General features: G+C 53.9%; 15 protein-coding genes and 1 tRNA gene. 2 read left to right on the top strand and 14 right to left on the bottom strand.

The window, feature by feature from the left end:
- Window positions 1–8: 8 nt before the first annotated feature.
- The 7 genes from lon to CJP46_RS30455 form a co-directional block, all read right to left on the bottom strand.
- Window positions 9–2,345, bottom strand: a complete 2,337-nt coding sequence (gene lon / locus CJP46_RS30485; RefSeq protein ID WP_094599389.1) for an endopeptidase La — start codon at window positions 2,343–2,345, stop codon at window positions 9–11.
- 89 nt (window positions 2,346–2,434) lie between these two features.
- Entirely contained in the window at window positions 2,435–4,189 is a 1,755-nt protein-coding gene (lonB, locus tag CJP46_RS30480) for an ATP-dependent protease LonB (RefSeq protein ID WP_094599388.1), read from the bottom strand.
- A gap of 341 nt (window positions 4,190–4,530) precedes the next feature.
- The gene (gene ispG, locus CJP46_RS30475) at window positions 4,531–5,628 is read right to left on the bottom strand and encodes a flavodoxin-dependent (E)-4-hydroxy-3-methylbut-2-enyl-diphosphate synthase (protein WP_094599387.1); all 1,098 of its coding nucleotides are present in this window, start codon (window positions 5,626–5,628) and stop codon (window positions 4,531–4,533) included.
- Window positions 5,629–5,747: 119 nt separating this feature from the next.
- The gene (clpX, locus tag CJP46_RS30470; RefSeq protein ID WP_094599386.1) at window positions 5,748–7,004 is read right to left on the bottom strand and encodes an ATP-dependent protease ATP-binding subunit ClpX; all 1,257 of its coding nucleotides are present in this window, start codon (window positions 7,002–7,004) and stop codon (window positions 5,748–5,750) included.
- A gap of 12 nt (window positions 7,005–7,016) precedes the next feature.
- Window positions 7,017–7,607, bottom strand: a complete 591-nt coding sequence (gene clpP / locus CJP46_RS30465; protein ID WP_094599385.1) for an ATP-dependent Clp endopeptidase proteolytic subunit ClpP — start codon at window positions 7,605–7,607, stop codon at window positions 7,017–7,019.
- Window positions 7,608–7,939: 332 nt separating this feature from the next.
- Window positions 7,940–9,268, bottom strand: a complete 1,329-nt coding sequence (tig, locus tag CJP46_RS30460) for a trigger factor (protein ID WP_094599384.1) — start codon at window positions 9,266–9,268, stop codon at window positions 7,940–7,942.
- 141 nt (window positions 9,269–9,409) lie between these two features.
- The gene (locus tag CJP46_RS30455; protein ID WP_179281397.1) at window positions 9,410–10,351 is read right to left on the bottom strand and encodes a hypothetical protein; all 942 of its coding nucleotides are present in this window, start codon (window positions 10,349–10,351) and stop codon (window positions 9,410–9,412) included.
- Between the two features lie 260 nt (window positions 10,352–10,611).
- Here CJP46_RS30455 and CJP46_RS30450 point away from each other — a divergent pair.
- Window positions 10,612–10,685, top strand: a tRNA-Arg gene (locus CJP46_RS30450).
- A 1,169-nt stretch (window positions 10,686–11,854) separates the two neighbouring features.
- Here CJP46_RS30450 and CJP46_RS30440 read toward each other — a convergent pair.
- Together CJP46_RS30440 and CJP46_RS30435 are read right to left on the bottom strand one after the other, a co-directional pair.
- Entirely contained in the window at window positions 11,855–12,874 is a 1,020-nt protein-coding gene (locus CJP46_RS30440; protein WP_094599382.1) for a Gfo/Idh/MocA family protein, read from the bottom strand.
- Between the two features lie 41 nt (window positions 12,875–12,915).
- The gene (locus CJP46_RS30435) at window positions 12,916–13,689 is read right to left on the bottom strand and encodes a sugar phosphate isomerase/epimerase family protein (protein ID WP_094599381.1); all 774 of its coding nucleotides are present in this window, start codon (window positions 13,687–13,689) and stop codon (window positions 12,916–12,918) included.
- Between the two features lie 137 nt (window positions 13,690–13,826).
- Between CJP46_RS30435 and CJP46_RS30430 the strand changes: the two genes are divergently transcribed.
- A complete protein-coding gene (locus CJP46_RS30430) occupies window positions 13,827–14,645 on the top strand; it encodes an AraC family transcriptional regulator (protein ID WP_094599380.1) in 819 nt (272 codons plus the stop codon).
- A gap of 202 nt (window positions 14,646–14,847) precedes the next feature.
- Here the strand turns inward: CJP46_RS30430 and CJP46_RS30425 are convergent, their stop codons facing one another.
- From CJP46_RS30425 to CJP46_RS30405, 5 genes are all read right to left on the bottom strand, one after another.
- A complete protein-coding gene (locus CJP46_RS30425) occupies window positions 14,848–15,720 on the bottom strand; it encodes a carbohydrate ABC transporter permease (RefSeq protein ID WP_094599379.1) in 873 nt (290 codons plus the stop codon).
- A gap of 17 nt (window positions 15,721–15,737) precedes the next feature.
- Window positions 15,738–16,613, bottom strand: a complete 876-nt coding sequence (locus tag CJP46_RS30420) for a carbohydrate ABC transporter permease (protein WP_094599378.1) — start codon at window positions 16,611–16,613, stop codon at window positions 15,738–15,740.
- A gap of 26 nt (window positions 16,614–16,639) precedes the next feature.
- Window positions 16,640–17,965, bottom strand: a complete 1,326-nt coding sequence (locus CJP46_RS30415; protein WP_094599377.1) for an extracellular solute-binding protein — start codon at window positions 17,963–17,965, stop codon at window positions 16,640–16,642.
- A 97-nt stretch (window positions 17,966–18,062) separates the two neighbouring features.
- A complete protein-coding gene (locus tag CJP46_RS30410) occupies window positions 18,063–19,637 on the bottom strand; it encodes a response regulator transcription factor (protein WP_094599376.1) in 1,575 nt (524 codons plus the stop codon).
- Complete coding sequence (locus CJP46_RS30405) at window positions 19,618–21,444, bottom strand: sensor histidine kinase (RefSeq protein WP_094599442.1); 1,827 nt, start codon at window positions 21,442–21,444, stop codon at window positions 19,618–19,620. The genes CJP46_RS30410 and CJP46_RS30405 overlap by 20 nt, the downstream gene beginning before the upstream one ends.
- Between the last annotated feature and the right edge of the window lie 2 nt (window positions 21,445–21,446).

Raw genomic sequence — 21,446 nt, 5'->3', positions numbered from 1 at the left:
AACCCTCTCTAGTGCACTCCCGCCTGCTCCACCAGTGCATGCTTCAGCACCTGGTCCATATGGGACACCGGAACAAACTCAACTTCGTCTTTGACGCTGTCCGGAATCTCGCGCAGATCCCGCTCATTGTCTTTCGGGAGCAGTATTTTTTTGTAGCCGGCGCGATGCGCTGCCAGCGATTTCTCCTTCAACCCGCCGATCGGCAGAACCCGGCCGCGCAGGGTGATTTCGCCGGTCATCGCGACGTCTTTGGAGACATGTTTCTTGGTCAGGGCCGACACGAGAGCCGTGGCAATCGTAATGCCTGCCGAAGGTCCATCTTTCGGAATGGCCCCTTCAGGGATATGAATATGGATATCGTTCTTCTCGTGAAAATCGGGATCGATGCCGAGCTCATCAGCTTTGGTGCGCGTGTAGCTGAAAGCGGCCTGCGCCGATTCCTTCATCACGTCTCCCAACTGGCCGGTCAAGGTCAGCTTGCCGGATCCCGGCACAACCGTGACTTCGATCATCAGCGTCTCGCCGCCGACTTCGGTCCAAGCCAGACCGGTGACCGCCCCGATCTGATCCTCCAGATCGGCTACGCCGTGTCTGAATTTCGGGCTGCCGAGGTATTCCTTCACCTGGTCCGGTTCGATCACGATTCTGTCGCTCTCTTCCGAGACGATGATCTTGGCCGCCTTCCGGCACAATGCCGCGACCTGCTGCTCAAGGCTCCGCACGCCGGATTCACGGGTGTACTCCCGAACCACTTTCATGAGCGCCGCTTCCCCGATCTCCAGCTGGTCTTCGTCCAGGCCATGCTCCCGTTTCTGCTTCGGCAGCAGGTAGCGCATGGCTATTTGAAGCTTCTCCAGCTCCGTATAACCTGGAATGTTGAGTACTTCCATCCGATCCAGCAGCGGACGAGGAATATTATGAATGGCATTCGCCGTCGTAATAAACATCACTTGGGACAGGTCGAACGGAATCTCAATAAAATGATCGCTGAACGTATTGTTCTGTTCCGGATCCAGCACCTCCAGCAGCGCCGAAGACGGGTCTCCCCGGAAATCCGAAGCCATCTTGTCGATCTCATCCAGAAGGAATACCGGGTTCAGCGCACCCGCGTTCTTCATTCCCTGGATAATCCGCCCAGGCATCGCTCCCACGTAGGTACGGCGGTGACCGCGGATTTCCGCTTCATCCCGCACGCCGCCGAGCGATATCCGCACAAACTTGCGGTCCAGCGATTTGGCGATCGAACGGGCGAGCGAGGTTTTACCTACACCCGGAGGTCCGACCAGACACAGGATCGGCCCTTTCATCTTCTTGACTAGCTTCTGAACCGCCAGGTATTCGAGCACGCGCTCCTTCGGTTTATCGAGGCTGTAATGGTCCTCGTCGAGCACCTGCTCCGCCTTATGGATATCCAGGTCATCCTCGGTCTTGGCCGTCCAAGGAAGGCCGAGCAGCCAATCCAGATAATTGCGGATCACGCCGCCTTCCGCCGAGCTTGCAGGCATTTTCTCGAGACGGTCGATTTCTTTCTCCACCTTCTCTTTGACCCTTTCGGGAAGCTCCTGCTTGTTCATCTGCTCGCGCAGCTCATCGACTTCTCCGGCGCGGCCTTCTTTCTCGCCCAGCTCCTTCTGAATCGCCTTCATCTGTTCGCGCAAATAATATTCCTTCTGCGTCTTCTCCATCTGCTTCTTGACGCGCTGGTTAATTTTGCGCTCCAGCTCCAGCACTTCCCGTTCATTGTTCAGAATATCGAGAAGCTTCTCGAGCCGTTTGCCAACGTCCACGGTCTCCAGAATATCCTGTTTATCCTTGATTTTTAACGACAGATGGCTAGTGATGACGTCGGCCAGCCTGCCGGGCTCGTCGATATCGGACACCGCGGCCAGCGTCTCGGGTGTTACCTTCTTCGATAAATTAATATAGTGCTCGAATTGACTGAGTACCGTACGCATCAGTGCATCCACTTCAGGATCGTCGCTGTCTTCTTCCTTAAGCTCACGGGCAATGACTTCATAATATTCTTCATTGTCCGTGTACTGAATAATCTCGGCGCGCTCCATCCCTTCTACCAGCACCCGAATGGTGCCGTTCGGAAGCTTCAGCATCTGTCTGACATTGGCGACTGTGCCAACCCGGAAAATATCTTCCTGCGTTGGTTCTTCTATGTTCACCTCGGACTGAGAACAAAGGAGAATCAAATTATCTTCCACCATTGCTTTTTCCAGCGCTTTGACCGATTTCTCCCGGCCTACATCGAGATGCAGAACCATGCTCGGGTAGACTAGAAGGCCTCGCAAAGGCAGTAAAGGAAACCGGCGGCCTTTTGATTTACTGGGCCCCATCGCTTTTGCACCTCCAGCCGTTCTCAGGTTATGACATTCGATTTTATTTTAGCAAATGTTCACATAAAACACCAATCTTTGTGGGCTGATCAGCAGGAGCCGGCATCCGTGATTTGGCCGTTACGCGCAGGCTTGGCGTGCAGGAAGGACGCCGAAGCTGCCGGGAATGTCTCAGGGGCGGCGCTGGGCTCGATGGTTTCCTCAGCGCTGCTATCGAGCTGACGGTTCAGCTCGCTTCCGAAAACATGCCCGAACGCTTCCTGAATCGACTCCACCGGAATGACGCGCAGTCCGTTCAAATCCTCGAACAGGGTCTGCCAATTTTCCTTCGGAATGATCACCGTCGTCGCTCCCGCTTGGAAGGCCGCCTCGACCTTGGCGATGACACCGCCGATCGGCTTCACTTTGCCGTGAATACTGATTTCGCCTGTCATGGCCAGACGATTGTCCACCGCTATTCCTTTCATCGCCGAAACGATGGCGGTAGCCATGGCGACGCCGGCGGAAGGGCCGTCAATCGGTGTTCCTCCGGGGAAATTGATGTGCAGATCATAATCGCCCGGCGAGAAGCCCATGGAACGCAGAACGGTCAGCACGTTTTCGATGGAACCCTTCGCCATACTTTTACGGCGCAGCGTTCTGGAGCTGCCCCCGCCGATCTCTTCCTCTTCGACGACCCCGGTAATATTGTAGATGCCTTGTCCTTTTGCGACGGGAACAGCCGTCACCTCGATTTCAAGCAGCGCACCCATGTTGGGTCCGTACACGGCGAGGCCGTTGACCAGGCCAACCTGCGGATGCTCCGGAACCTTCCGGTCCGGACGGGGCTGAAGCTGGCTGCTGCTTGCCACCCATTCCACGTCGGAAGCCGACAGGGAGTCTCTTTTCTCCGTCAGAGCCAGACCCGCTGCCAGCTGAATGATATTGACCGCCTCGCGTCCGTTGGTCGCATACTGTTTCACGACCTCAACCGCCTCCGGGCATGGCTTCAGACCGATCTTTTGAATCGCATCCTCCGCAATGCGGCCGATCTCTTCAGGAAGCAGCGGACGGAAAAAGATCTCCATACAACGCGAACGCAGCGCCGGTGGAATCTCCTGCGGCGAGCGTGTCGTTGCCCCCACCAAGCGGAAATCGGCAGGCAGGCCGTTTTGGAAAATATCGTGCACGTAGGCCGGAGTGTTGCTGTCCTCCGAATTATAGTATGCACTTTCGAGCAGGACCTTACGGTCCTCCAGCACTTTTAACAATTTATTCATTTGGATCGGATGCAATTCACCAATTTCGTCGACAAACAAAATGCCCCCGTGCGCTTTCGTGACAGCACCCGGTTTAGGCTGAGGAATGCCGGCGACGCCCATGGAGCCGGCACCCTGATAGATCGGGTCATGGACCGATCCGATCAGCGGATCGGCAATGCCCCGTTCGTCGAAACGGGCGGTTGTTGCGTCGATTTCGGTAAATTTGGCATCGGCTTTAAAAGGCGAAGCCGGATTTTTTTTGGCTTCCTCCATCACGACCCGAGCGGCAGCGGTTTTCCCGACTCCCGGAGGGCCGTAGATGATGACATGCTGCGGATTGCCGCTGCACAGCGCGGCCTTCAGCGCACGAAGGCCGTCTTTTTGTCCGACGATATCCTGAAGCGTCTGCGGTCTCGTTTTTTCGGCCAGCGGTTTGGTCAGCGAAACGGAGCGCAGCTTGCGCAGCTTATCCATCTCTTTGCGTGATTCCCGATCTACCGCCGTGCGGTTCGTCTTCTGCCCGCGGAGTAAATTCCAAAAATAGACGCCGATGATGATCGCAAAGAAAAATTGTACCAGCATCATAATCATGGTTAAATCCATATTTAAACCCTCCCGATTCTCAGTTCAAGTGGCTTCTTCTCCGGCATGTTTTTAGATTGAAATCATCTTGCCGGAAAAGGGTTCGTTAGCCTGATACATGGTAGTATAGCCTTTTCCCCCATGAGTAAACGGGATGGACCGGGTTTTTTGCATCTTTTTTGGAAAATGTGCGCTTGTGGATGGATCCTCTGGCTATAGCCAGCAAAATAACCCCACAAAGTGAGACTTGGGCTTCGCTGCTTACTCAGATACTTTGTCGGACCCCGAGAAATATAAATTCTAGAACTTCAAAAAAAGAAGCCGCAGTCTGCTCATGCAGTGCTGTGGCTTCTTGCGGCAAATTAATGCTTGCGCCCCGGGATCGTTCCGGTTTCTTCGTATACTTTGACGATCGTGTCGATTTCCTTTTTCAATTCCTCCACCATATCGGCTTCCGGCACTTTGCGAATCATCTCCCCGTAACGGAAAAGAAGTCCTTCCCCGCGCCCGCCGGCAATGCCGATATCCGCTTCGCGCGCTTCGCCCGGACCGTTGACCGCACAGCCGAGCACGGAAACCTTAATCGGCACTTTCAGCTTGGAAATGTAGGCTTCCACTTCGTTGGCGATGGAGAACAAGTCGATGTCCAGCCGCCCGCAGGTCGGGCAGGACACGAGCGTTGCGGCGTTCGAGATCAGACCGAAGGTCTTGAGCAGCTCGCGCGCCACTTTGACTTCTTCTACCGGATCGGCGCTCAAGGAAATCCGCACGGTGCTGCCGATGCCCATCGACAACAGGGCGCCGATGCCCGCCGAGCTTTTCACCGTACCGGAAAACAGCGTTCCCGATTCGGTAATGCCCAGGTGCAGCGGGTAAGGAATCACTTCGGCCGCCTTACGGTAAGCTTCGATGGCCATCGGTACATCGGAGGCTTTGAGGGACACGATAATATCATGGAAATCGAGTTCTTCCAGAATGCCTATGTGATAAAGGGCACTTTCCACCATAGCTTCAGGCGTTGGATAGCCGTATTTCTCCAGCAGATGGGCTTCGAGCGAACCGGCATTGACGCCGATCCGGATCGGGATCCCGCGCTCTTTACAGGCCCGGACGACAGCTTCCACCTTCTCGCGGCTGCCGATATTGCCGGGATTGATCCGGACTTTATCAATGCCGTTCTCGATGGCTTTCAGCGCCAGCTGGTAGTTAAAATGAATATCCGCAACCAGCGGAATATGAATGCGTTTCTTGATCTCTTTTATGGCTTCGGCCGCTTCCACATTGTTGACCGTCACCCGGACAATCTGGCAGCCGGCTTCTTCGAGCCGAAGAATTTCCGCCACCGTGGCTTCCACGTTTGCGGTTTTCGTCGTACACATGCTTTGAATAATGACTTCGTTGTTACCGCCAATCGTCAAATTACCGACCTTGACCGGCCGTGTGTCTTGTCTCAAAAACATGATTGTTCTCTCCCATAACGCCAAGACTCCACCCCGTCCCCGCGAAGCAAGCGGCAGGGCGGAAGTGGAGAATCGGCACCTAAATTTCGGAAAATAGCGCCTGTTTTACGGAAAACAAATTACGCACTTTCCTCTTGTTTTTTATCTTTTTTGCTGATCAATTCCGGAATCATCTTCTCTTTGACAACTTGTTCCGTTATGATGCAGTCCTTGATATCCTCGCGGGACGGAACTTCATACATCACATCCAGCATGATGCCTTCAATGATGGCACGAAGTCCGCGGGCACCCGTATTGCGTTTGATCGCTTCACGGGCAATCGCTTCAAGGGCATCCGGCTCGAATTTCAGCGCTACGTTATCCATTTCAAGCAGTTTTTGGTACTGCTTCGTCAGAGCGTTCTTCGGCTCGGACAGAATGCGCACCAGCGTCTTCTCATCGAGCGGCTCCAGCGTTGAAATGATCGGCAGACGTCCCACGAATTCAGGAATCAAGCCGAATTTCAGCAGGTCTTCAGGCAAAACCAGACCGAGGTATTCGCCTGGTTTCAGATCTTTCTGGTTGTCGGTTCCCGCGTTAAAGCCGATGACCTTTTTGCCGATCCGGCGCTTGATCATTTGCTCCAGGCCGTCAAAGGCACCGCCGCAAATAAACAAGATGTTCGTCGTATCGATTTGGATAAACTCCTGGTGCGGATGCTTGCGCCCGCCTTGAGGCGGAACCGAAGCGACCGTTCCTTCCAGGATTTTCAGCAGTGCCTGCTGTACCCCTTCACCCGATACGTCGCGGGTAATGGAAGGATTCTCGGATTTACGTGCCACCTTGTCGATTTCATCAATGTAGATGATGCCGCGTTCGGCTTTTTCCACGTCGTAATCCGCCGCTTGAATCAGCTTCAGCAGGATGTTCTCCACGTCCTCGCCCACGTAACCGGCTTCCGTAAGGGAAGTCGCGTCGGCGATGGCGAATGGAACGTTCAAAATTTTGGCCATCGTCTGGGCAAGCAGCGTCTTACCCGAACCGGTTGGACCCAAAAGGAGGATGTTACTCTTTTGAAGCTCGACGTCTTCAATCTTGCTGCCGGTATTGATCCGTTTGTAGTGGTTATACACGGCAACGGACAGCGATTTCTTCGCTTGTTCTTGACCGATGATATACTGGTCCAAAATATCGCAGATTTCCTTTGGTTTCGGAATATCTTTCAGATCCAGCTCTTCCTCATGTCCGAGCTCTTCCTCCACGATCTCCGTGCAGAGCTCGATGCACTCGTCGCATATATAAACACCGGGACCAGCAACAAGCTTACGCACTTGTTCCTGGGATTTCCCGCAAAAAGAGCACTTCAACTGCCCTTTTTCATCGTTGAATTTAAACATGTAAACACCCCTTTAAGATTTAATCGGTGAAGTGAGAACCTGGTCAATTATGCCGTATGCTTTCGCTTCCTCCGCGCTCATGAAAAAGTCGCGATCCGTATCGCGCTCAATTTTTTCAAGGGGTTGACCCGTGCGCTCCACGTAAATTTGATTGAGTTTTTCCCTGGTTTTAATAATCCAGCTCGCATGGATTTGGATATCGGACGCCTGGCCCTGAACACCGCCGAGGGGCTGGTGGATCATGACCTCGCTATTGGTCAGCGCAAAGCGCTTGCCAGGTGCTCCGGCCGTCAACAGCAAGGATCCCATACTCGCCGCCATACCAACGCAAATCGTGGATACATCAGGCTTGATATACTGCATCGTATCATATATACCCATCCCCGCTGTAACAGAACCACCCGGCGAATTGATATACAAATGAATATCTTTCTCCGGATCCTCCGCAGCCAGGAACAATAATTGAGCTATGACGAGATTGGCAACATCATCATCAATCGCACTGCTCAGGAAGATGATGCGGTCCTTGAGCAATCTGGAGTAAATATCGTACGATCTCTCGCCTCTATTGGTTTGTTCTACAACCATAGGTATCAGACTCATGTGTCCAACCTCTTTTCCATGTAAAAGATGTGATGCGTGCTTCAATCAAGTTTACAGCACTATTCTAACATGTTCAAAGCACGATGTCATTTTTTCACTCCACACCATTTATTACAGTGTATGAGTCTTCTAACAATTATAACCCGAAACGGACTCTTGAATCGAATATGTATGGAAACAAAGCATCCATTTTCATACAAGATTTAGATATTAATGGATACTTTTAGTTAAAAATAAGGCACGCAGTGAATATACGTGCCTTATCTCTCTATAGGTCCCTTATGTCAGCCTCCGCACCAGATCAGATGCAGAAGGCCACGTCCGTTTCCTTTTTATTTTTCTTCAGCAGTTTCAGCAGCTTCTTCGGCCGCTTCCACTTCTTTACTGTTTTCCAGCAGGAGATCAACCGTTTTGCGGAGAGAAATCTCTTCGCGCAGGCTTCCCAGCGAACCGTTCGCAGCAAGGATGTCACGGATCTCGTCAGCTGTACGCTTATAAGATTCAGCCATCACTTCCAGCTCTTTGTTGATGTCTTCCTCAGTCACTTCAATGTTCGCTTCTTTGGCGATTTGCTCCAGAACAAGGTTGTTGCGAACGCGTTTCTCGGCATCGTCCTTCATTTGCTCTTGCAGATCGGCCGTCGTTTGGCCAGAGAAGCTGAGGAACATTTCAAGGTTCATACCCTGATTGCGCAGACGGTTGTCAAAATCACGCATCATGTTTTGAATTTCGCTGTCAATCATCGCTTGTGGAATTTCCACTTCGGCGTTGGCGGCAACTTTGTCTACGACAGCTGCTTCCTTATTGCCTTTTGCTTCCTGTTCCTTGCGGGCCAGAAGTTGTTTGTTCAGGTCTTCCTTGTACTCGGCGAGTGTTTCGAATTCACTTACGTCTTTTGCGAATTCGTCATCCAGCACAGGAAGCTGCTTGCGCTTGATTTCATGCACTTTCACTTTGAACACGGCTTTTTTGCCGGCCAGTTCTTCTGCATGATATGTCTCAGGGAAAGTCACTTCCACGTCCTTGAAGTCGCCAGTTGCCAATCCGACAACCTGCTCTTCAAATCCAGGAATGAACGTGCCGCTTCCCAGTTCCAGAGAGTAACGCTCAGCTTGTCCGCCTTCGAAAGGAACGCCGTCAACAGAACCGTCGAAGTCGATCACGGCGATGTCTCCGTTCTCGGCAGCGCCTTCGTCGATTACAGACAATTCGGCATGACGTTCTTGCAGACGCTTCAGTTCAGCGTCAAGCTCTTCTTCCGAAACTTCAACTTTCTGTACCGGAACTTCCACGCCTTTGTATTCGCCCAAAGTTACTTCAGGCTTAACCGTTACTTTCGCTTTGAATTTGAACGCTTCGCCTTTGGCGAATTGGTCAATTTCCACTTCAGGACGGTCTACAGGGAAGATGTCGGTTTGGTCAACAGCTTCGGTGTACACTTCAGGAAGCAAAATGTCGATTGCATCTTGATACAGAGCTTCGATGCCATAACGGGCTTCGAAAATCGGCCGAGGTACTTTACCTTTACGGAATCCAGGCACGTTAGCCTTTTTTGCAACTTTATTAAAAGCTTTGTCGAGGGCTGCAGCTACACGGTCTGCTTCCACTTCAACTTCAAGAACGCCAAGGTTCTTCTCTATTTTTTCCCAGGTTGCTTTCATTTTATGCTTTCCCCTCCAAAAATAATTCACATGTACTTAAGTTATCAGCACGCACAGAATAACCATTATAGTATAAACAACATTGCCGTGTTTTTCAAGGGCAAGCCCTTGGCAACTCTTCAGGTAAACGTTTCCGATCGCTTACTCCTGCATGCCGGCCGATACGAACTGTCTGAAGCTTCGATAGGCCTGCTCAAAACGAAAGCGCATCGTGTCCGTGATCCCGTACATAGCTCGTGACTCTTCCTCGTTGCGGCTGCCCGTGAGGCTCTCGGTGACGATCTGATGCAGGGCAGCAGCCCAAATGTCGATCGTCGTATCGTCTTCATTCAGAATCGACCGGTAATCCTCCGTCCCGTAGATCGCCATGATAAACTGCGACCACAGCTCCTGGGCAAAATAATACAGCGTCGGCTCCTGCACCTCGGTCTGCGCAGCCACCCGTTCCGATACCATCGCCACCTGCGGCGGAAATTCCTCCGGCGTCAAAGGCACGGTCTCAATATCAACGCTGACCTGCTCCTGCCCGCGCTTGAACTGCACCGCGCCCTGCATGCCGCGCTTGCGCAGCGTTTGAAGCACCCTGAACTGCAGCAGCGGATGAAGCCGGGCCTGCATCAGCCACCCCACCAGCTTGTCGTCGATTTCAGAGCCCTCTAGATAGGACAGCTGCTCGAGAGCAAGCATGGTCTGTTCCGATAAAGGCTCTTCCATGGCGGTGTGCAGCAGCTTGTCGGCGTAATGCTGGTCTTCGGCCAGCTTGGCCCGCACGTTCTGACGTTTCATTTCTTCCTCGTCGGGCTCTTCCTCATGCTCATATGATTCGGTACCCGTACCCTGCCCGCCGCCGTGATTCATATATTGTGGAAAAGCGGCTTCCAGCCATTCCAGAAGCGCCTGCCATTCTTCATAATGCCTCTCATCCTGCCCTTGGCATTGCAGCAGGAAACGCAAAAGCTCCATCGCTTCCCCGTACCGTTCATTTTCCAGCATGACGGTCAGCTGAATCTGATAGAAGTCGAGCGTCTTTGGAAAAAGAATGACGTTGTCCTTCACTGGGGAAATATCCTCTTTAATATGTATTCCCTCCTTTCCCCGCGCCCAGCGCAAATCATTGTTGATTATAGCATACCTCTTTCTAGTTGAAAAAAAACATGTGGGTAGACGGGGATCCCATTCGTTCTATGAAAAAACGTATAAAAACCATTAATAATATAAACAGGGATTGAAACAACTTTTTTTGTGTGCGGAGAGCGGACGAGGGAAACAATGAGAAAGGAAGGAAAAACATGTTGATATTGTTCCAAATATATGTTATGATCTTTCTTGCTTGAATTTTTCATGTCCCAGTAGCTCAGCTGGATAGAGCAACGGCCTTCTAAGCCGTCGGTCGGGGGTTCGAATCCCTCCTGGGACGTAAAATGACGCCACTCATGAGAGTGGTGTTTTTGCGTCCACAGGGATGAGAACCCCATTAGGGGGTTCGTCGGAGCATACGCTTCGAAAGCATCCACTTCGCAGTCCGCCCGTTAGGGCGGTATCCCGACCTGGGACGTGTTTTTGCGTTCATAGGAATATGAGAACCCCTTAAGGGGTTCGTCGGAGCATATACTTCGGTAGCGCCCGCTTCGCAGTCCGCCCGTAGGGCGGTATCCCGACCTGGGACGTAAAATGACACCACTCATGAGAGTGGTGTTTTTGCGTCCACAGGGATGAGAACCCCATTAGGGGGTTCGTCGGAGCATACGCTTCGAAAGCATCCACTTCGCAGTCCGCCCGTAGGGCGGTATCCCGACCTGGGACGTGTTTTTGCGTTCATAGGGATTTGATAACCCATTAGGGGTTCGTCGGAGCATATACTTCGATAGCGCCCGCTTCGCAGTCCGCCCGTAGGGCGGTATCCCGAATCGGGACGTCTGAACGTCTGATTCCTCCCAAACAACCGAATTATGCTCCAGCCTGCTCGCCATTTGCATCCCTAGCTATTCGCCCCCTTCCCTCGGGCCACAAAAGTACCAAACGAACGGAACAGGAACTCCCTTCCCCGGTTAAAACTAAATAAGCGCAAAAGTGCATCTATTTCACCACAAAACCATCAAAACACCGAAAACAACTGCACATTCGCATCTATTCATCTATAAAGCCTTGTTCCAAGGCAAAATAAGTGCACATTTCAGCTATTTCGTGACTAATGTAGCCAGCGAGAGAGTCATACCCAATTCAACTTCTTAAAGTTACTCCAATTCCCTGTAGTCCGACTACAACTTCTAAATCCAACCACTCGACTTGTCACACCCTGGACGTACCTATACCTATTCTCAACCCTCAGCCGGACACCCGGCAAGGGCGACGCGCCCGGTTGATTCACCGTTGACAAAGGTGGCATTCGTTAGCCCTATCGAACATAACATTGAACGGAAATATCGGTGCCTCGATCCAATCTCGCCCCCCCCCCCCTTCATTCCCTTCATTCCCTTCATTCCCTTCATTCCCTTCATCCCCTCCCTTCTCCCCTAGCTCGGCCGCCCCTCACGAAAAATATACAAAGAAAGAGAGGGCCTCCCGGCCCTCTCTTTCTCCATTCTGTTACAGCTTCACGATTTTGCCTGTGTCCTGCGATTCAAACGCGCCCAGGATGACGTTCAGGGAGCGCAGACCTTCTTCGCCGGAAATTTGCGGCGGCGTGTTGGTCACGATCGAGTCCACGAACGCGTCGATGACGCCGCTCGGTACCTGCTTCTCGTTCGTTGACATGGCGCCGACTTTGTAGGTTTCTACAGTACCGTTGGTCAGCTCAACGATGACCTCGTCGCCTTCTACGGTACCGATTTTCATGCAGCCGTTTTCGCACCAGAGCACCGTGCCGTTGTCACCGGAACGGTAGTGCGTCCAGCTCGCCATCAGCGTGCCTACGGCTCCGCTCTTCATGCGCACGATGCAAGTCGCGTTGTCGTCCACGTCCGTACCTTCCTTATGTACGGTGCCGATAAAGCCGGCTACTTCCACGACTTCATCGTTCAGCAAATAACGGATGAAGTCGGATTTGTGCACGCCAAGGTCACCCATGGCGCCCATGATCGCTTCATCTTTGCGGAAGAACCAGCTGTCGCGTCCGTCGACGCTCCAGCTTTCCGGACCGCCATGCCCAAAAGACGTGCGGAACGTCAGCACTTTGCCAAGCTTGCCGGAGTCCAAAATCTCTTTTGCCTTCACGTGCGGAGGCATGAGGCGCTGATTGTGGCCAACCATCAGGAACACGCCGTTTTTACGGGCCGCTTCGATCATCTGCTCCCCTTCTTCCGCCGTGGTTGCCATCGGCTTTTCCACCAGGACGTGCAGTCCAGCATTCGCCGCGTCGATGCTCATCGAAGCGTGAAGGTAGTTCGGCGTACATACGCTGACCGCGTCAAGCTTCTCGTTTTTCAGCAGTTCCTTGTAGTCGGTGTATGCTTTGGCACCATACTGTGCCGCTACTTCTTCAGCGCGCTCCTTGAGCGGATCCGCGAACGCAACCAGCTCCACGTTCGGATTCGCTGCGTATTCAGGGATATGTCTGCGCTGGGCGATGGCGCCGCAGCCGAAAACCGCTACTCTAATTTTACTCATGGATATAAATCTCCCTTTCTTCGGCTCTGGTCTCAATCAAATTAAAATTGGTTCAAGTAGTTCTGCTTCAGCCAGTTCATGCTGTTCTCCACACTTTGCAGCGGCGGATTCTGGCACACGTCCTGCTCGACGATCAGCCACTGCGTTCCGGCATCGGAAGCGGCCTGAATGACACCCGGCAAATTCACGTCTCCTTGACCAAGCTCAAGCGTCTTCATGTTGCCTTCGGCATCTTTGCTGAAGTCCTTCAGATGAAGGAGCGGCAGGCGACCGGCATATTTCGGGATATAAGCGAGCGGATCCTGTCCGGCAAACTGCACCCAGCATACGTCCATTTCCACCTGAACGGCTTCAGGCGAAGTGGAGGAGTACATGGCGTCGAATACAAACTCGCCGTCGATTTTGTCCGCGAATTCGAAATCGTGGTTATGATAACCGAACGTCAATCCTTGTTTGCGCGCCTCGGCACCCACTTCCTCCAGGAAAGCAAACAGCTCCTTCCACTGCTCGATGTTCTCACGGTCTTCCGGTGCGACGTAAGGACACATCATGGTTTTCGCGCCGATCGTTTTCAGGTAATCGATCTCTTTCTGAAGGTCGGCCCGAAGCAGATGCAGGCCCACATGGGCGCCGATCGCTTGAAGACCGAGCTCTTGAAGAAGCGTTTTCATTTCTTCGGCAGGAATGTCACCGTATCCGGCAAACTCCACGCCTTCATACCCAAGCTCAGCCACTTTGCGAAGCGTTCCGCGGAAATCCTGAGCCGTTTCGTCACGAAGCGTATACAATTGCAAACCAATGTTCAATTTTCTCATAAAGGGCACCTCGTCTCCCAAAAGATTGATTGCTCTATCTGCTACTATCATACATGCAAGTAAGCTAAAATGAACATAAACAATATGATTGCAACATGAACTATCTGCTTGTTTTTTTGGAGAAAGGAGCGCACATGATGGAAGCCAGGCTGTTAATTTGCGATTATTCGTACCATTTTCAGCAGTTCAGCAACAGCCACCGCGCGGGTTTGACGACCTACTTGTTCCGGCTGCAGACGGAAGGATCCTGCACCGTATTCTGCAACGGCACCGATTACCATGTCGAAGGCGGGGATCTGCTGCTGCTGAAGCCGGGGGACGAATACGAGCTGATGGTGCATGACGATGCCGGCGGCGGCCGTGTATCGAGCGGGGATTATTTTCTGTTTTGCGAAGGCGGCTGGATCGATGCCTGGTGGAACCGGATGAGCCGCCCGGTCGTCAGCCGGATCGGCAGCGACGATCGACTGCTTGGATTGTGGAGGCAGCTGCTGCTTGAAAAAAGGCGCGGTCTGGAGGGCGAGAACGTGGAACTCACCGGTTACCTGCTGCGAAGCTTGTGCCTTTGCCTGGACAGGGCAATTACGGAGACGAAGCCGGCAAACCGAACGGCCTATACCGCGCTGAGGCTGAAGCGTTTTGTCGAGGAACATGCCACCGTTACCTTTAAATTGGAGGAAGCTGCCGCCCATGTCGGCCTGAGTCTGTCCAGAGCCGTGAAAATCTTCAAGGAGCAGTACGGCAAAACGATGATCCAATACGCGTTGGAAATCCGGCTGAATGCCGCCATCGAACGAATGAAATACAGCACGATGACCCAGGAGGAAATCGCCGAAACCTGCGGCTTTGCCAGCTACTCCTACTATCACCGCGTGTTCCGGAACACTTACGGGATGTCTCCAGCCCAGTACAGGGAAAGCTTTGCACCCGATGCCAAGCCGCAGCCGGACAAATAATGCTTATGCAAAAAGCAATCCGCCCGGTTTGCACCGGTTGACGGATTGCCTGTGATTTCGCGGGCAGATTTTCTTCAATAATTGAAAATCGCCCCTGTCCTTCATTCTACAATTCTTCGAAAAAGCGCCGGTTAGTCTCGGCTGCATGCAAGCAGCGTGACCGAGAGCCGGTCCCCGCCCCGCAGCGGCTGTACACTCCTGCTTAACCTTTGGTTGAGCCGGCGACCATGCCTTTCATGATCTTCTCCTGCAGGACCAGGTAGATCACGATCGTCGGAATCACGGCGATGGCCATCGCCCCCATCGTCAGGCTGTAATCCGTGCCAAAACCGTCCGAGAAGAGGGACAGGCTGAGCGGCAGCGTCTTCAGCGCCTGCGTGTTGATAAAGACGAGCGCGAAGGAAAAGTCGTTCCAGAACCGCAGAAAAGCCAAAATCGAAATCGTCGCGACAATCGGCGTGCATAGCGGCAGGATCATCCGTCCAAATATCCCCCACCATCCGCTGCCGTCGATCATCGCCGCCTCTTCGATCTCTCTCGGGATCGAGGACATGTAGGCCATGGACAAGAAAATGGCGATCGGCAGCTCAAACGCCGTATAGGGCAGGATGAGCGCGCCATAGGTGTCGAGGAGGTCCATGTTTTTCATCATAATAAACAAGGGAACCAGCGTGCTGTGGATCGGGATCAGAAGGCCGGTCGTGAACAGCACGACGACGATTTTTTTAAACGGAAACGAAAACCTCGACAGCACATACCCCGCGAGCACGCTGAGCAGGACGGTCAGCACCACAGCCGAAACCGTCACCACCGCGGAGTTGAGCATCGCCCTTCCCATATTTCCCAGATCCCACGCCCTCACCAGGTTTTGCGTCATCCACTGCTTCGGCAGCCCGTACGGATTGGCAAAAAAATCCTGGTTCGTTTTAAAAGCGCTCGTAAACAACCAGTACAGCGGGTACAGCGTAACGACGGCATAAGCCAATAGGATCAGCTTACCGAAGCCGGCCAGCCCTTTGAAGATGGCCCTTTTGCCCGTGCCGCTCCGGGAAGCGGCAGCAACCGTTGCATTCATCCTTGCTCCTCCTCCCCTCAGCTGGCCTTGCGGCGCGTCGCCAAATAGTTCAAGGCGATCAGCACTGCGCTGACGATCATGATCATGGTGGACACGGCCGAGCCGTAACCGTACCGGTAAACGCTGAACGTGCTGTTGTACATGTACGTCGCCAGCAGCTCGGTCGACCGCGCCGGCCCTCCGCCCGTCATCACGATGACGTGGTCGAAGGCCTTCAGGCTTCCGGAGATGCAGAGCACGATCGTTACGACCACCGTCCCCCATATGATGGGAAGGGTGACGTGAATCAGCTTGTTCCAGCCGGCGGAGCCGTCGATTTTGGCCGCGTCGTGGATTTCAGGCGATATATTTTGCAGCGCCGCGACGAAAATGACCAGGTAAGGGCCGATATTCGCCCAGTTGATCGGAATGGATATGGCCAGCATGTTGACCTTCGGATCGGACAACCAGGCCCGGGTCCAGGAGTGGAGCCCGAGGAGATCCAGGACATGGTTTGCAACCCCGAATTGCGGGTGATAAATATACCCCCAGATAAGGCCGACCACGACCGTCGAAAGGACCATCGGCATGAAAACGGCGGAGCGGATAAACCGGGAGAACAGTGAGTTTTTAAACAGCACGATGGCCAGAATGAGTGCGACCGGAACCTGACCGACGATCGACGATACGACCAGAATCAGGTTGTTGCGCAGCGCCCGCCAGAAGATCGGATCCCGGAACATCTCCTTATAATTATCCAGCCCGATGAACTTCGCGTCGCCGAAGCCTTTCCAGCTGAAAAATCCGTAATACGCCGACCAGAAGACCGGAATAATGACGAAGATCAAAAACAGCAGAAGCGCCGGAAGAAGAGCTAGCGCTATGAATCCTTTACTTCGCATCGCTGTCGGCATGGCAGCTTCCTCCCTCATGTCCGTCATTAAGGTGCGGCCGACCGGGCCTGCGCGTCCTGCAGCTTCTGTGCGACGCTCTCTGCGGAACCGCCCATCATGATTTCCTGGAGGCCGTTATTGATGACTTCGGCCGCTTCTGCTGACAAATAGGCGTCATAGACCGGCGTGACCTCGGTCGATTTGACGAGGTTGAAGGCTTTGTAGTACAAGGAGGTCACCTTCGACTTGTCGATATCGGTGTCGTACATGACCATGGAGTTGCTCTCGGCTATTGCTTTCTGGGCATCCGGTCCGCTGACCGTATAAATCAGCTCCAGCGCCAGCTCCTTCGCTTTGCCTTCCGTCCGGCTGCTGAGCGCAAGCCCGCCGCCGGCACCGCCGGAAATCGTGCCTGCCTTCCCTTTCCCACCAGGGATCGGCGGTAATACCGTCACTTCGATATCCTTCATCTGGTCTTCCGTGGAGGATGCCGCCAGGTTCGTGAGCGTCCAGGCACCGCTGATCATCATCGCCGCATTCCCCTGTATGAAATACTGCTCAGCCTGCGTATTATCGATGCTGTTGGCGCCGTCTTGGAACGCCTTGTGATCCACCAGTTCCTTGAAATGACCAAGCGCCTGGATGAATTCCGGATCGGTGAATTTAGCGCCCTTCTGCGCGGCGGCGTTCTTGAACCATTCCGTTCCCGTCACCCGGTCGGCAAGCGAACCGAGGATCGTGGACTGTGCCACCCAAGGGGCTTTGTTGCCCAGCGCAATCGGGGTGATGCCTTTGGCGTTGAACGCGCTGATGGCCGTCATCATCTCATCCCACGTGGCCGGGATTTTGACGTTATGTTTTTCGAACAGGGCTTTGTTGTAGTACAGGATCGAGGTGGCCGACATGCCCAGCGGAGCCGAATAGATCTGTCCTTGCTCGAACTCGTATGGTTCAAAAGCGCCCGGCAGGAACTTGTCCTTCCAATCCGAGTGCGCGTCAAGCACCTCCGTAATCGGCTGGAGCAGCTTGGCCTGATACAACTCGGAGGACTGGCTGCCCGCGTAGACGAAAAATACGTCCGGCATCTCATTCGCCGCGGCAACCGTGCTCAGACGCTGGCGGTAACCGTCAGGCGGAATGGCCTGGGCGTCGAGTTCTACCTCCGGATGGTCTTTGGCGAACTGGTCGATGAAGCTTCGGACCGATTTGGCCCGCAAATCGTCTCCGGCGAAATTGTGCCAGATCGTCAGTTTCACTTTCTCCTGACCGTCCGTGCTTCCTTCCGCCTGCTTGCTGCTCTCCCCGCTGCCGCATGCTGCAAGGAACATCGTCATGAGCAGCAGGACAATGCCTAATTTACGTGTGGTTTTCATGGTCATCCCCCTCTGGATAAAGTCTTAAGTTCTATCAGTCTTGCGATGATTAGTCCAAGTATAAAAGAGGATGAACGTCACCCACAGGGGATAGAATTCAGTCGGGGGAGGGACAAACTTCAGGACTTGCCCGATATTCCGAAGGGGTCTGACCGGTGAATTTCTTGAACAGGCGATTAAAATACTTCAGGTCTTCGTAACCGATTTCGCCTGCGACCTCACTGACCTTGGCCGGTGTTTCCCGCAGCAGCATCATGGCCTTGCGAAGCTTCGCCTGCGTGACGTATTCGATATAGTTGCGCCCGGTCTCCCGCTTGAACAGCTCGCTGAAATAGTTCGTGTTCATATGGACGTGCTTCGCCACCTGCTGAAGGGACAGGCTTTGGCCCAAATGGTCGTGAATATAAGCAACGGCCCGCTCCACCGGGCTTGCCGACGATACCATCCCCTCGTACTGCTGTTTGATCCGTTTCAGTTCATGAACCATGATCCGCCCGGGCCTTCTGGCCAGCTCGTGCATATCGAACGGAGCCCCTGAAGGAAGAGTGCTGGAATAACCGATGGAAGCGGCAGCCCGCTCCAACCAGCGGCGGGCCGAGACGAGGATGGAATGAAGGTAAGCCTGCACCGAGCCCGGCGTGGCCTCGCGGTCCAGCTCGATCCGTTCAAGCAAATCCGTAATCCAGAACTGCAGGCGGGAATCATCGCCCGCGCGGAGAAGGGCAAACAGCTCGGTTTCTTCCTCCACCGCGCAAACGGTCCGGATGCCCCGGCGGGCGGCCACCTCTTCATACCGGATGCGCCGCTCTGCACGCAGCAGCCATGCATAGGAGCCAGCCTCCGATGCGGTAGCCAACGCCCTGGGCAGTTCCTGAAGCCGGGTGAACGGCAGCCCGCCAGCCGCCGTAACCCGGCACCCCAGCTCAGCCTCCGCATGAACAAGAGCCGGCCTCATCCGGCCCCAATCTTCCCCGCCTGGGCTTTTTACCAGAATGAGCAGGTCTCCGTTCCACTCGAGCCACGCACAGGCTAATCGTTCGGCCACCCGGCTGCCGACGATGCGGTTCACATCGCCGCCCGGGTGACTGCCCCTCTCCCCGGAGCCCGGGGAGTGGACCGACAGCAGCCAAATCCGGAGCATGTTGAACCCGCCGGAGTCCGGACGAAGGTCCGGGAACCGATCCCAAAACTCGGCTTCGGCCTCGGCATCAGGTGCGGATCCTGAAGCCAGCAGCCTCCTCAGAAATCCGCGGTTCACGATCGTCTGCTGGGCCTTGCCGCCCTCCTCGTTCCGCCGGCGAAGCTCCAGCCGTTCCCTGGCCTTGGCCGCGGACTGGATGATTTCCCCCGGCCTGCTCGTCTTCAGCAAATAATCGCTGACTCCTTCGCGCATCGCCTGCTGGGCATAGGCAAATTCGTCGAATCCGGAAATGATGATGATTTCGGTGTCAGGGAACCGCTTTTTCACCTCCCGGGCCATATCGATTCCGCTGAGCCCCGTCATCCGGATATCGGTAAATATAATTTCGGGCTGTTCGTCCGGAATCCGCTGCAGTGCTTCTTCGGCGGAGGCGGCCGGCTCAAGCACCGTAAAACCGTTCTCCTCCCAATTAATCACCGTGCTAAGCCCGTTTCGGATAATCACTTCATCGTCAACGATCATAACCTTCATCTTCATTCTCCCCTTTGCTTGATCCTTCTTTAGCCCATTCCGCAAGCTCCTGCACGACCGGGATCGTAAACGTAATCCGCGTACCTGCCCCTTCCGCACTGTCCACATGAAGTCCGGCACCCCTGCCGTAATGCAGCGCAAGCCTCTTGTTGACGTTGCGCAGCCCGTAGCTCCCGCGGACGCCAGGCTCCTGTCCGTACGCCGCCGGATGCTCCGCCAGCCGATTCCGGAGCCACTGCAGCCTCTCTTCCGGCATCCCGATGCCGTCGTCCTCCACAACGAATTGGAGGCGCTCCCCGCTGCGCTCCACCGCAATCCGGATCGTGCCCCGCCCGTTCCTGCCGAGCAGGCCGTGAAGGATTGCATTCTCCACCAGCGGCTGCAGCAGCAGCTTGAGCATGGTTACATGGTGCAGGCTCTCAGCCACATCGACCCGAAAATCGAATTTATCGGGATACCGGATCGACTGGATATTCATATAATGGCTGACATGGGTGATCTCCTGCTGCACCGTGCAGTATTCCTGGCCGGCATTCAGACTGAACCGCAGGAAGTCGCTCAGCGAACCGACCATCTCGGCGATCTTCGCATCCTGATTCATCAGCGCAAGCCATTGCACCGAGGACAGCGTGTTATACAGAAAATGCGGATTAATCTGCACCTGCAGCGCATGCATATCGGCCTCCTTCTTCAACGATTCATTGCGCTTGACCTCATCGGTGAGCTTGACGATCCGCGAAGTGAGACGATTATAGCTGATGATCAGCTGGCCTACCTCGTCTATCGTTTTAACCGGCAGTGCGGGCAGAGGCTCTTCCGGGCTGGCATTTCTGAGGAATTTGGTGAGCGCGGAGAGCGGGTTGGTGATTTTCTGAATCAGGAAAAGGATCAGGATGATGACAAACAGGATGGCGGCGGTGACCGCTACAGCCGTCAGCCTGAGAAAATACTGGTTTTGCGAGCTGTATTCCTCGGCCGGTATGATGCCCACGAGCTTCCAGCCCACACTGGACATCTTTTTATACAGAATCGTCTTCTTGCCGTTTCCCTGCCCGTAGACCAAGTCCCCGCTCTGTCCTTCAAAAGGGCCGATGGATGGATAATATGTATCCAGAGCAAGGTTCGTTTCCATATCCGGGGGACCCGCGAGAATCCGGTTGTTCTCGTCCAGCAGCAGCACGAAGCCTGTTTTCTCCAATGCCACCTGCCGGACTTGGCTGGCAACGACCCCCTGGTCCAGATTGATCTGCAGCTTGCCGATCGGCTTGTATTTATCCGTGCTGCGAATCGGCCTTGCCAGCGTGATCATCTTCCTAACCCCTTCAAAGGTCCACTGTTTGTGGACTGAAGACCACCATTTAGGATGCTCGGCATAATAATCGGGATCCCCATCCGTGACATCCCGGAATTCCGAACGTATCAGCGACTTATAGGAGATCGAGTCTTTGGTCCCGAGCGGCTCGACGATGATGTTCGCGATATAGTCTTTGGAAAAGGCGAGGCTTGTCAGAAAGTTGATGATCGCGGTCTGCTGCACATAATTGCTCTCGGAGGTTTTTAAATAGGACTGCACGCCCTCGTTGCCGATCAGAAAAAGCGAAATGTTCTCCACATCTTTGACCATCGTCTCCAGATAGACATCCAGCTGCCTCAAGTTGTTCATTCCGGAGGTTTTGGCCTTTTCTTCTGTCAGGCTCTCAGCCATTTTGTAGGAGAAAATGCCGAGAAACAGCAGCGGAACCAGCGCTGCGAGAATGGTGAGCAGAGACAATTTATGCTTCAGGGACGTTCCGAACCAACGCTGCATAT

This window comes from Paenibacillus sp. XY044 (genome assembly GCF_002257645.1).
GTDB lineage: Bacteria > Bacillota > Bacilli > Paenibacillales > Paenibacillaceae > Paenibacillus_AQ.
The sequence above is the reverse complement of the archived record's forward strand: the minus strand, read 5'-3'. Positions and strand labels throughout refer to the sequence as shown.

Excerpts from the sequence above, each read along its gene's own strand:
- lon (WP_094599389.1), bottom strand. The coding sequence starts at position 2,345 with ATGGGGCCCAGTAAATCAAAAGGCCGCCGGTTTCCTTTACTGCCTTTG.
- lonB (WP_094599388.1), bottom strand. The coding sequence starts at position 4,189 with ATGGATTTAACCATGATTATGATGCTGGTACAATTTTTCTTTGCGATC.
- ispG (WP_094599387.1), bottom strand. The coding sequence starts at position 5,628 with ATGTTTTTGAGACAAGACACACGGCCGGTCAAGGTCGGTAATTTGACG.
- clpX (WP_094599386.1), bottom strand. The coding sequence starts at position 7,004 with ATGTTTAAATTCAACGATGAAAAAGGGCAGTTGAAGTGCTCTTTTTGC.
- clpP (WP_094599385.1), bottom strand. The coding sequence starts at position 7,607 with ATGAGTCTGATACCTATGGTTGTAGAACAAACCAATAGAGGCGAGAGA.
- tig (WP_094599384.1), bottom strand. The coding sequence starts at position 9,268 with ATGAAAGCAACCTGGGAAAAAATAGAGAAGAACCTTGGCGTTCTTGAA.
- CJP46_RS30440 (WP_094599382.1), bottom strand. The coding sequence starts at position 12,874 with ATGAGTAAAATTAGAGTAGCGGTTTTCGGCTGCGGCGCCATCGCCCAG.
- CJP46_RS30435 (WP_094599381.1), bottom strand. The coding sequence starts at position 13,689 with ATGAGAAAATTGAACATTGGTTTGCAATTGTATACGCTTCGTGACGAA.
- CJP46_RS30430 (WP_094599380.1), top strand. The coding sequence starts at position 13,827 with ATGGAAGCCAGGCTGTTAATTTGCGATTATTCGTACCATTTTCAGCAG.
- CJP46_RS30425 (WP_094599379.1), bottom strand. The coding sequence starts at position 15,720 with ATGAATGCAACGGTTGCTGCCGCTTCCCGGAGCGGCACGGGCAAAAGG.
- CJP46_RS30420 (WP_094599378.1), bottom strand. The coding sequence starts at position 16,613 with ATGCCGACAGCGATGCGAAGTAAAGGATTCATAGCGCTAGCTCTTCTT.
- CJP46_RS30415 (WP_094599377.1), bottom strand. The coding sequence starts at position 17,965 with ATGAAAACCACACGTAAATTAGGCATTGTCCTGCTGCTCATGACGATG.
- CJP46_RS30410 (WP_094599376.1), bottom strand. The coding sequence starts at position 19,637 with ATGAAGGTTATGATCGTTGACGATGAAGTGATTATCCGAAACGGGCTT.
- CJP46_RS30405 (WP_094599442.1), bottom strand. The coding sequence starts at position 21,444 with ATGCAGCGTTGGTTCGGAACGTCCCTGAAGCATAAATTGTCTCTGCTC.